7 protein-coding genes and 2 pseudogenes are annotated in these 12,187 nt (G+C 38.2%); 5 read left to right on the top strand and 4 right to left on the bottom strand.

Annotated features, from left to right (window positions below; translation table 11 throughout):
- Positions 1-417 precede the first annotated feature (417 nt).
- Together CKK03_RS12395 and CKK03_RS12390 are read right to left on the bottom strand one after the other, a co-directional pair.
- Entirely contained in the window at positions 418-1,188 is a 771-nt protein-coding gene (locus CKK03_RS12395; RefSeq protein WP_099362888.1) for an SDR family NAD(P)-dependent oxidoreductase, read from the bottom strand.
- Positions 1,189-1,230: 42 nt separating this feature from the next.
- Positions 1,231-2,265 carry a 2,3-butanediol dehydrogenase gene (locus CKK03_RS12390; RefSeq protein WP_099362887.1) on the bottom strand — a complete coding sequence of 345 codons (1,035 nt, stop codon included), beginning with the start codon at positions 2,263-2,265 and terminating at the stop codon, positions 1,231-1,233.
- A gap of 115 nt (positions 2,266-2,380) precedes the next feature.
- On the opposite strand from CKK03_RS12390, the gene CKK03_RS12385 reads away from it, so the two are divergent.
- The gene (locus tag CKK03_RS12385; RefSeq protein ID WP_099362886.1) at positions 2,381-3,283 is read left to right on the top strand and encodes a LysR family transcriptional regulator; all 903 of its coding nucleotides are present in this window, start codon (positions 2,381-2,383) and stop codon (positions 3,281-3,283) included.
- Between the two features lie 140 nt (positions 3,284-3,423).
- Here CKK03_RS12385 and CKK03_RS12380 read toward each other — a convergent pair.
- A pseudogene (locus CKK03_RS12380) lies at positions 3,424-5,158 on the bottom strand (ABC transporter ATP-binding protein).
- A 363-nt stretch (positions 5,159-5,521) separates the two neighbouring features.
- On the opposite strand from CKK03_RS12380, the pseudogene CKK03_RS12375 reads away from it, so the two are divergent.
- The 3 genes and pseudogenes from CKK03_RS12375 to CKK03_RS12365 all read left to right on the top strand — a co-directional run bounded on the left by CKK03_RS12375 (position 5,522) and on the right by CKK03_RS12365 (position 10,625).
- Positions 5,522-6,379, top strand: a pseudogene (locus CKK03_RS12375) (manganese catalase).
- 333 nt (positions 6,380-6,712) lie between these two features.
- The gene (locus CKK03_RS12370) at positions 6,713-8,509 is read left to right on the top strand and encodes an ABC transporter ATP-binding protein (protein ID WP_245864110.1); all 1,797 of its coding nucleotides are present in this window, start codon (positions 6,713-6,715) and stop codon (positions 8,507-8,509) included.
- Positions 8,493-10,625, top strand: coding sequence for an ABC transporter ATP-binding protein (locus CKK03_RS12365; protein ID WP_099362884.1), 2,133 nt, complete (start codon positions 8,493-8,495; stop codon positions 10,623-10,625). The genes CKK03_RS12370 and CKK03_RS12365 overlap by 17 nt, the downstream gene beginning before the upstream one ends.
- A gap of 17 nt (positions 10,626-10,642) precedes the next feature.
- Here CKK03_RS12365 and CKK03_RS12360 read toward each other — a convergent pair whose 3' ends face one another.
- Positions 10,643-11,533 (bottom strand): helix-turn-helix domain-containing protein, encoded by an 891-nt coding sequence (locus CKK03_RS12360; RefSeq protein ID WP_099362883.1) that lies wholly within the window; start codon positions 11,531-11,533, stop codon positions 10,643-10,645.
- Positions 11,534-11,694: 161 nt separating this feature from the next.
- On the opposite strand from CKK03_RS12360, the gene CKK03_RS12355 reads away from it, so the two are divergent.
- On the top strand, positions 11,695-12,162 hold the full coding sequence (locus CKK03_RS12355; RefSeq protein ID WP_099362882.1) for a hypothetical protein: 468 nt from the start codon (positions 11,695-11,697) through the stop codon (positions 12,160-12,162).
- Positions 12,163-12,187 lie beyond the last annotated feature (25 nt).

Genomic DNA, 12,187 nt, shown 5'->3' with positions numbered 1-12,187 from the left:
GTATTGATTGCTCAATAGTTTGTTACTTTAGAATTAAACGTTGACGCTTGTATTGTGTTCAGTTTTCAAAGAACTTTTTTTACTGCCGCTCAAAAGCGACTTTATTAATATATCATGTTTCTTTTTATTAAGTCAACACTTTTTTAAAGTATTAATTTCATAGAATTTAAGAACATGAAAATTATTTTAACATAATAAATTGAACAAATCAAGATTTCGTTATGTCGTTTTATTTATTTGAATCGGAACGACAAAATTAATATTATCATTTTAAACTATTCTAATCAATAACCAATTTATTACAAATATTACCTCATTTAATTATTTGGATATAACACCTACAAATATTCACAAATACTGAAAAAGTATAAAACAGACGGAAATACATTCCGTCTGTTTTAACACCTCAACCATTTCTTAGATAAATTTACTTAAATCAGGATATCCACTTACTGCCCATGCACCATCCACAATCAAGCTTGCGCCATTTACATAGGAAGCATCATCACTGACTAAGAATAAAGCAGGTCCTGCCATTTCATCTGGTGCACCAGCACGTCTCATTGGGATACGCTCCATATATGCATCATTAATAGCATCAACATCTGTTAATCCTTTCGTTAGTGGAGTCGAAACTAATCCTGGTAGAATGGCATTTACACGGATATTATGCTGTGCTAACTCTAAAGCTGCATTCTTCGTTAACATTTCTACTCCCGCTTTTGCAGATGAATAAGCTGCTCCATAAAACATTGGAACATGAGCATTCAATGAAGCAACGTTAACAATCGCTCCACCTCCATTATCCTTCATGAATTTCGCTTCATGTTTTACAGATAAAAATACACCTTTTAAACAGAGATCAACCGTGAAATCCCAATCTTCTTCACTTTGGTCTACAATTGCACCTGCCTTGGAGGCACCAGCTACATTAAAGGCGTAATCAAGTCCACCAAACGTTTCAACTGTTTGCTTTACTAGAGCCTCGATATCACTCTCTTTTGTCACATTGGTAACACAACCGATTAGATTCCCTTTATAAGTTTCTTCAAGCTCTTTCAGCTTATCTGCATTCAAATCTGCAACTGCTACTTTTACGTTGGATTCTATTAAACGTTGAACAATTGCATATCCAATTCCAGAAGCTCCCCCAGTTACAATCGCGACTTTTCCTGATAAGTTTGTCATTAAATACACTCTCCCTTATGTAAAATAATTTTATTATTTCCTTTACGGTCTTACTAAAATTTTAGCTTGCTTTTTATCATTGATTAATTGATTAAAGCCTTCTTCAACAATGTCTTTCAGTTCAATTTTCTTAGTGATTACAGATTTTACGTCTAATCTACCAGTTGCAATCATCTCAATAACTTCTGGAAATACATGTCTGTATGCAAGTGTAGATGTAATATCAGCAGCCTTAAACATAACTTGTCCCATATCAATTGCAACAGGTTTTGCATACACAGCTATTGCCATAACTTGTCCACCTTGTTTTACAGAAGCAACAGCACTTGTCATCGTTGGTTGTGCTCCAGCACACTCATAAGCAACACTAACTCCACCGTTTGATAATTCAAGAATTGTTTCAACAATATCATCACGCATTCCATCAATTACCGTAGTTGCACCTAGTTCTTTTGCCTTTTCTAAGCGTTCTGTTGACAAATCAACTACAATTATTTGCGTTGCTCCAGCTGCTTTAACAGAAAGTAATGTTAATAATCCGATTGGTCCAGCACCAAAAATAGCGACGGCATCACCCGGTTTTAATTTACTTTCTCTTACTGCATAGAAAGAAACCGCAGTTGGTTCAACCAATGCTCCTTCCTCAAATGAAACATTTTCAGGAAGAACATGCACCATGTTTTCATCAACGATTACATATTCAGCAAAACCGCCATCTCGGTTTAATCCAACAAAGCCAACCTTGCTACATTGGTTATAGTAACCTCTTTTACACGCATAGCATTCTCCACAGTAAAGGAGAGGCTCGATTGCAACTCTTTCACCAACTTGATAACGTGTTACATCATCCGCAACCTCTACAATTGTTCCAGAAAATTCATGTCCTAGTGTGATCGGTGGCTTTTGACCACTAATTGGGTGCGCTTCCATTGATAAGCCATGTAAATACGCATGTAGATCGCTTCCGCAAATACCTGCCCACTCTACTTTCACCTTCATTTTCCCAGATGAAATGACTGGCTCTGTTATCTCTTCAACACGTAGGTCCTTCACATCATGCCAAACTGCTGCTTGCATGGTATCCCCTCCATATTCTAAAAAACTAGTACTCTTTAAGTATAACTCTTTGATTACTTTCATTAAAGTTAATATAATTTATCATATGTTAAGTATTACTTAAGGAAGTGAAATTATGAATATAGAACAGTTATCTTATATTTCAGAAGTTGCAAAAGTAAAATCGTTGGCAGAAGCCTCGAGAACATTAAACATTAGTCAATCTGCACTAAGTCAAGCCATTACGAAATTAGAAGCAGAACTCAACCTTAAACTGTTTCATCGTAATCGAACTGGCGCTACCCCAACAAAGGAGGGTAGTTTCATTGTTGAAAGAGCACAAGAAGCATTACATGCTATTTACCAAGTTAAAGAGGAAGCGAGAAATCAACTTAACAATAGTAATGATTTATTAAGGATTTCCGTAATACCAGGTTTAACAGGCCCTATCGTTGACACTTATTTATCTTTAAAAAGGGGCGGTTCTACTTTAAAAATAGAAGTGAATGAGAGAGCGAGCTTTGAAATAGTAGATGATGTAAGGAAGAATAAAATTGATATTGGTTTCATTGCCATTAATAAATCAAATTTAAACTCGATAGCTGATCTTCATTTCAATCCGATAATCCGGGGAAAAATTTTAGCTTATGTTTCAAAACAATCTCCCTTGGCTAACACAGAAGTAACAACTCCCGAATTATTAAGACAACAAACATTTGTCATTTATAAGGATGAGTATGTAGAAAATTTTATTACAAACTTCCAAAGATTAAATGGTCCAATTGATATTTTCTTTAAAACAACTAATCTAGATGTAATATATAAAGCTGTTATAGAATTAGGTGCAGTTACCGTTGGACATGATATATCTACTAAATTTAATGTAAACCACCCTCCTGACCAAATTATAGCGATAAATATGGTAGATTCGATTGATACCTCCTTTCGATTTGGATGGATTACGAAAAATGATAATATCCTTTCAAAGGAAGCGAATCGGTATATTGATGAGGTTAATCATGTAATAAAATATCGTTAAATCGTTTTTCTAGTAATTTGTTATACACTGCCTCTCTAAGTTTCAATATTGTTTTCGTACGGAATATCGCTTGAAGTACCTAAAGATATACAAAGGACAGGTTTATTGAATATCTTTCCAATAGAACCTGTCCAATCAACTCATGTCAACTGCTGCTCTGCAAAACTTCTATAAAGTTCGTGCCCTTCAATTAATTCCTGATGTGTCCCTTTACCTGTGACTGTTCCTTTTTCTATAAATATGATTTGATCGGCGTCCACGATGGTTGATAATCGATGAGCAATGACAAAGGTGGTGCGACCTTCCATGAGTCGTGATAATGCTTCCTGAACAATACTCTCGGATTGACTATCGAGGCTTGCCGTTGCCTCGTCCATCATTAGAATCTTTGGATCCCGTAAAAAGGCTCGAGCAATCGCAATTCGCTGCCTCTGACCACCTGATAGTTTTACACCGCGCTCTCCTACTTCAGTATCTAATGCGTGTGAGAAAGAACGAATGAATTCATCCGCATAAGCCATTTTTACGACTTCCCATAAGCGATCGTCTGATATCTGATCCGTATTTTTCAAACCATAGCATAAATTTTCACGGATGGTTCCCGCCATCATCGCACTTTCCTGCGAGACATAACCGATTTGACTTCGCCATGATTCTAGTGATAGCTCATGAATAGGAATGTCACCTATTCGAATTTCACCAGTTGTTGGCTCATAATAACGTTCCAGCAAACCGAACATCGTCGTTTTACCGCCACCACTTGGTCCTGCAAATGCAATCATTTGACTAGGCTTTGCTATAAAGGATACATCTTGAATAACTGGCTCCTCCTCACTATAGGCGAAGGATACATGTTCAACATGTATTGGTAAATTTGAAATATCAAGGTCTTTTCCTTGTTGACCTTCTTCCAATGGAAGATCAATGATATCGATAATCCGTTCTGTTGCACCTTTTGCTTTTTGCAGTTGCGTGAAAAACATCGCAAATGATGTAATCGGAAAAATAATTTGAAATAAATAAAGAAGGAATGCAACAAGTGACCCTGTTGTCATTGATCCGTTAGCAACACGGATACCTCCATACCCAATAATGATAACAATCACAATCATGACGATCGTGTACATAATCGGACCGATTAGAGCGAAAATCTTTGCCTCTTTTAATCCATATGTAAGTAAATTTCGAACGCCGTTGACTCCTTTTTCCTCTTCAAACCTTTCAGCTGTTGAGGACTTCATTAATCGAATCTCACTGATCGTTTGTTGAATCTTACCAGTAAAATGTGGCGGTTTCATCCTGCAACCCTCGTGAGATTTTCGCCATCTTACTTCCAAGCGGCATCATGATCACCATCGTAAGCGGAACGGAAACGAGCATGAGCAGTGTCATTTTCCAATCCATAATTAACAAAATGATGATGGCCCCAATGATTGAAATAACACCAGTGATAAATTGCGGGAAATGCTGTGAAATTAAGTCCTTTACTATTCCAGTGTCATTGACTACTCGGCTAACCGACTCTCCACTTTGTTGCTTATCGAAATAGCTGACCGGTAATCGGATGAGCTTTTCCCACATTTTCTCGCGCAATCGCGCAACAATCCGTTGACCAACTGCAGCAAGCATATAAGTTGATACTCCATCAATCACCGCTTGTAAAAGAAATACAGCTGCAATAATCACAATCAGAGTAGCATTTATCGATATCCCGGAAAATCCATCCACAAGTTCTCGCGTTAATAACGGAATCGAAAGTCCCACAAATGTTGTAATAATACTCCCAACTAAACCAAGCGTCAGCGCTGCCTTCGGAATATTCGTCGACAAAATCAACCGAAAAAACGGCCGCAACCCATTATCCTCTTTCTTCATACCTATTTACTCCTTCCTGGAACAATGCAAACCCGTCGTGGGACGGAGGGACAGGTCCATCGTCCCAATCCTACATTAATCCAAACATAGCACTCCTTTACCTACGAATCAAACGAGATAAAGTTACAATCTCAGGATAGAAATTTTGTGTCGGTTCTTTCATTCCATCTTCTATTTTATGTGGGTGGCCTATTACCAAGAATGTCTGTGCCTAGCCCTCCCCCACTCTGTACTGAACATTGATAAACACCCATTTTTTCTAATATAAACACCTAATTGGTACGGCTTCATATTCTAGTTAGCATAGGCAATTTATTCAGAGACCTATGATTCTTTGATTTTAAATATGGAGGTTGACAAACGATGTTCTATCATATTAAAGAGTTACAGTACCGAGCGAAACCAGATCGTCCGGATGCGCTTTTTGCCAAACAACTTCAAGAGGTCCTAGGTGGGCAATTTGGCGAAATTTCTGTTGCGCTTCAATACTTATTCCAAGGATGGAATGTACGAGGTGCAGATGGTAAATATAAGGATTTGTTAATGGATACGGGGGCTGAGGAGCTTGCCCACATTGAAATGTTAGCAACAATGATTGCTAGGTTACTTGATGGCGCTCCAGTTGGGGACCAAGAAATTGCTGCACAAGATCCTGTGATCGGGGCAATTCTAGGTGGTATGAATCCACAACACGCAATCGTATCAGGGCTTGGGGCAATGCCGGCTGATAGTGTAGGCAATCGCTGGACAGCTGACTAAATTATCGCGAGTGGAAATCTGTTAGCTGACTTTCGAGCAAATTTGAATGCTGAATCACAAGGACGCTTACAAGCAGTTCGTTTATACGAATCAACAACTGACCGTGGTGTAAAGGATATGCTTTCATGGTTAATTGCAAGAGACACGATGCATCAAAATCAGTGGATAGCTGCTATTTATGAACTTGAATCAAAAGAAAATATTGTTGTCCCCAGTACATTCCCACGCGAGTTAGAAAAACGCGAAGTTTCTCATGTACTGTTCAATTTCTCTCGTGGAAACGAAAGTGCTACAGGTAGATGGGCAAATGGGCAAAGTATGGATGGTGAAGGTGTATTTAAATATGTAGAAAAACCTCAACCATTAGCCAAAGCGCCTAAACTACTTCCTGCACCACCATACATTCACGACACATTACCTGCCGTTTTACAAAATGGCTTAGTACCTCCAAGCATGTACTAAACATGAGATGGGTCAGAGGGACAGGTACATCGTCCCAGCTACCTTTTCCGTTTCGCTTCAGTTGTCAAAATCGGATAGTGTTAAAGTTTTCTTCTTTCAGGGATCAACAGCATTTCTTCTTAAACCACTTAAGATTTCGTGTCCCATCAATTGGGACCTGTCCCTGCGACCCACATGCGACCCCACTTGTTCCATCCCAACCAACTCCTGCCAGACGTGCCCCCTCCCATAGCAAGATAATCCATGTAAGTTGATAGGGAAATCCATGTTACCTTTGTGAGTTATGCGGTAATCTTACTTTACGACATTTTTTAGAAGGTGATGGATTTGGATGTGAAACCTATTTTACGTGAGCATTTGATTCAAAATAGCTGGGGATATATTATGGGTACCATTTTGGTTACGATTTCCCTCATATTGCAACTTGTTGTACCGATGTTGCTTGAAGTCTTCACAGATGGTCTACAAACCTTTTCTACAAATAGTGATGAACTGATCCGGATTGCCTTTTGGATGGTCATAGTGGGAATTGGGGTATTTGCCTTCAGGTCTACAGGCAGAATTTATATTTTTCGTTTATCAAGATTGTTAGAACGTAATATTCGTGAACGATTATTTTCTCATTGGGAGACTCTGCAAACAGAGTATTATCAAAAGCAACGGATCGGAAACTTAATGGCACATGCTGTTAATGATGTAAATGTCTTAAGACAAATTGGTATGCAAGGTGTGTTCCAAACATTAGAAGCAGCCGTACTTATAACCGTGACAGTCATCATGATGGCAACGACCATTGATTTGTATTTAACATTGTTAGTCCTTTTACCACTCCCTGGTTTAACCTACTTGGCCTATCGATTTCGCATAAAAATTAGAATGCACTCAAATCTTGTCCAAGAAGCGATTGGCAGCTTAACGAGCCGAGTCCAAGAGTATTGCTCTGGAATCAGAATCATTAAAACGTATGTCCAAGAAAAATCCGAACTAAAAAAATTCGAGCAGGACAATCAAACCAATGTAGAGGCAAATCAGCAATTAATTCGGTCCAACTCCCTTTTCAACTCACTTAGTCAAGGAATCGTTGGGCTCAGCTACCTTACCTCGATTGTGTTTGGTTCCATTTTAGTTATGCAAAACACCATTTCTCTTGGTGAATTTGTTGCCTTTAATACGTATTTATCACTTTTAGTTGGTCCTATTGAAAATTTAGGTAAGGTTATTAATTTACTTCAACAGGGATCCGCGGCCGATTTACGCTTACGAGATGTACTTTCTACAAAACCATCTATAAAAGACGAAGACGGAATTGTAAACATCCCATCTATTCAAGGCGACATTATGATTAAAGGGCTATCTTTTTCGTATCAAAATAAACAAGGTCATGCACTTTCTTCTATTGATTTACACATACCAAAAGGCTCAACCTTAGCTATTGTTGGAAAAATCGGTAGCGGTAAATCGACCCTTGTTAATCTACTTCTACGAATCTACAATCCACCACGAAAAACCATCTTTATCGACCATACAGATATTCGGGATATACCGCTTAAAACATTGCGACAATCGATTGGGTTTGTTCCACAAGATCATTTTCTTTTTTCTACATCCATCATGGAAAATATCGGATTTGATCCAAAGGGATATGCCGATCATCAAGTGGAACTTGCTGCAAAACAAGCCCATGTTTTTCAAGATATTAAAGAGTTGCCACAAGGGTTTGACACGGCTTTAGGGGAACGCGGCTTGTCATTATCAGGAGGCCAACGACAACGGGTTAGCATTGCTCGCGCCTTGGTGAAAGAAGCACCCATCATGATTTTTGATGATAGCTTGTCTGCTGTTGATTCGAAAACAGAAAAAAATATTTTACACACACTCAAAACGAAAATGAAAGATACCACAACTATCCTAATCAGTCACCGAATTTCTACGATTCAGCACGCTGACCAGATCATTGTGCTTGACGAAGGAAAAATTATTGAAAAAGGAACACATCAGTCCCTTTTAAAAAACAATGGGGTATATAAAAAAATGCATATCCAACAGTTGACCGGACTAAATGTACATCCGCCCCACTCGATGGGAAACCGATTGCGATTAAGAGGAGGAATCGATGATCGAAAAGAATGAAACAAACCAAATCAAAAAATATAGTGATCAACAATTATTACGGAACATTCTCGCATTTGCGAAACCCTATTGGAAACTTTTTGTATTCTCTCTCCTGTTGACAACCTTGATTGTTATCGCAAGTCTGGCTCAGCCCTATTTAATTAAAGTTGCGATTGACAATCATATTAATGGAATATATGCACCCATGGTTTTTGTCGATCAATCTGAAAAAGACCAAGCATTACATATACTCGAAGAACAAGGTATTAAAGGGAAAGAAGTTACGACTTTTGAGGGTCATACGTATTTTCGTATAACAGAATCTAGTCGTGATCTACCTCCTGGTGTGCAAAAAGCAAGCATTGTTTCCATCGAAGGAACAAATTATCTCATCCATGGTTGGAATACTGGATTAAAGAATCCAAATAACTATGAGATTATAAACAATCAAATCACCATTAACGAAAAGGCCTACCCGGCTATTTCCATACAAGGAGAAGCGGAGCAATTATTTCGCGGCCAAGATTATGCCGGAATGATTTGGCTTGGAGTGCTATATTTTGTATTGATTATTGGTTCATCCGTCCTTACGTATTTTCAAAATAACTCCTTACAATTTACAGGTCAATCCGTCATTTATGATATACGGCAAATGATTATGAAGCACTTATCTCGTATGCAGGTTTCATTTTATGATAAAAATCCAATTGGTCGACTTGTCACAAGAATCACACATGATGTCGAAGCATTGAACCAACTTTATTCGCAAGTCATTGTAAATCTCATACGTGAAATCTTATTGCTACTCGGGATTATCGTGATTATGTTACAAATGAGCGTAAAACTTACATTAATTAGTTTTACAGTGATTCCATTCATCGCCCTACTTACGTTTTATTTTAAAAAAGTCATCCGAAACGCTCAACGTTATGTACGTTTTGTCTTGAGTAAATTGAACGCCTATTTAGCTGAAAATCTATCAGGAATGAGTATTATTCAAATCTTTGTTCGTGAAGAAAAGCAATTAGAGCAATTTAATGAATTGAATCAAGAACATTACCGGGCCGGGATGCGGCAAACTGTTTTAAATTCGATTTTTAATCCTTCCATTGGCTTCTTTGGTAATATTTCGATGGCTTTACTGATTTGGTATGGAGGCAGAAATGTATTAGATGGTGCCATTACGTTTGGCGTGGTGTATGCGTTCACCCACTATGTACGGCAATTTTTCGAACCATTACGAGGTCTTGCCGACAGGTTTAATCAAATTCAAGCTGCTCTTGCATCTGCAGAACGGATCTTTGATACATTGGAGACAAAGCCCACGATTGTGAATAAAGCAGACCCTATTAAGCTCCCAAACAAGGTGAACGGAAAAATTGAGTTTAAGAATGTATGGTTTGCCTATCAGTCAGAAGATTGGGTGTTAAAAGATGTCAGTTTCACCATCGCTCCTGGAGAAACCATTGGGATTGTGGGCGCAACGGGTGCTGGGAAAAGCTCTATCATACAATTAATCAATCGTTTTTATGATATTCAAAGAGGAAGTATCACTTTAGATGGAGTATCTATAAAGGATGTTGAGATAAGTGAGTTAAGAAAGCATGTGGGGATTATCCAACAGGACAGTTTTGTATTTTCGGGAACTGTATTTGATAATATTCGCCTTAATAATAAAACAATCGGTGATGAAGAATTAAGAACAGCAGCCAAATCTGTTGGGATTGACCCCTTTTTTAAAAACCTACCACAGCAATACGAAACTTTACTTGGAGAACAAGGAACGGTATTATCAACTGGGCAACGACAGCTTCTGTCCTTTTTAAGAGCGATGATGGCAAACCCTGACGTTTTAATTTTAGATGAAGCTACTGCCAATATTGATACAGAAACCGAAATCGTTGTACAGGATACTCTAAAACGAATTTCGAAAAACCGAACAACGATTATCATAGCGCATCGCCTATCCACCATCCAGCATGCAGATAATATCATTGTGTTAGATAAAGGGAGAATTATAGAAATGGGTACCCACGCCCGCCTTCTTCAACAAAAAGGCGCATATTATCGCTTATGTATGAGCCAAAATAAACAACAAATGACGAAAAAACAAAAAACGAGACTATATCACTAATAGGTAAATGACTACCATTATTTCTGTTTTTCATCAGAAATGTGGTAGTCATTTTTTGTTGATCTTACAAATGTCTTGTGATTATCACTAAATTGAGTCGGTGAAACACCTACGATTCTTTTAAAAATGCGGCTAAAATATAATTCATCCTGATACCCGACACTTTGGCTGATCTCTTTAATTCGAAAATCGGAAATCGCCAATAGTTCTTTTGCGCGGTCAATCCGAACATGGGTTAAGTAATCGATCGGGCTATAGCCTACATATTCTTTGAATAGACGTGCATAATGACTCGTACTCAATCCAGCCATCTTTGCTAAATCCGATAGATTCATATGTTCATGATAATGATTCACAATATAATCGATAGTGGTATCGATGGCCATTGTCGAGTTTCCTGTAATCTTTTGCGAGCGAAAGTCCTGAATAATCATCAGCAATAATTCGTGAAAATGCAATTTTCGCTGCATCGCCACTGTCGGACCTCTGCGCTTGGAGAGTTGATGGATTAGATCTAACACATGAATCATATTTCCCGTATTTGTAATTGGGAACACTCCTTGTAAAGGAAAGGATGTTGCTTCGGGACTTTCAAAATTCCAATGCCCTTTTTCCTCAAAAGCGACTGCATATGTAAAACGAACGAAATAAAATTCAAGTGGGTTTGATGAGGATGTCTTTTTTTCACAGATCATCCCCGGCCTAAAAATAACAAGTTTACCAGGTTTCAACTTATACTTTGTGCCGTCGATTGTTACTTCACCACTTCCTTTTGTAATCAACCAAAGGGAATGGTGTGGCTGCTCACGGAACGGCTTATACCAGTCAGGCTTACACCTCTTGTAACCGGACAGTAGTAATGAAAAGACAAGCCGATTTAAATGCTTCGCTATTTTCCCCGTATTCACACAAACACCACCTCACAAAAGAATCCCCATATCCTATTCACCAACATTTATAAATATTCCAATGAGACAGTGCTCCCTCGTCTCAAACGGACACCAAACCTTGTATTCCAAGACACCATTTTCAATAACCTCCCATAAACTGTAGTAAATGGGGTGATAATGTGAAACGTTGGTTGAAGTTTTTTATTTTATTTTACCTCTCAGTTTTATTTTTTGGCAGTTTTTTTGCAATCGGTATACTGTGGGTTGGTGCACTTGATGAAACACTCCACATCCAAGAAAACATTAAAATGTTCCTATATTATTTCTTCGCCGGAGCTATTGGCGGTTCACTTCGGCATCTGTATATGTTCTGTTCCCATTATATGAACGATAATTTAATCGATCCCCGTCATTGGGTCATGTATATTTTCTTCCCACTATTTGCTACAGGAACAGCAGTCATCGCTGTCACACTCATTCAAAGTGGGATTTTAATGATTGATTTCACCGACAATATTGACGGTCCATTCGCACAGGTCAGTGTCGCCTTCTTTGTCGGATTTGGCTTTAACCGATTTCTCAATAAACTCAATGAGATTTCAACAGGTATGTTTGATATGAGAAAACAAGATCAAAAAAAGGGCTGAGTTTCTCAGTTTCTCAGTCGCTTTC

This window comes from Fredinandcohnia onubensis (genome assembly GCF_002734215.1).
Classification (GTDB): domain Bacteria; phylum Bacillota; class Bacilli; order Bacillales; family Bacillaceae_L; genus Ferdinandcohnia; species Ferdinandcohnia onubensis.
The sequence above is the reverse complement of the archived record's forward strand: the minus strand, read 5'-3'. Positions and strand labels throughout refer to the sequence as shown.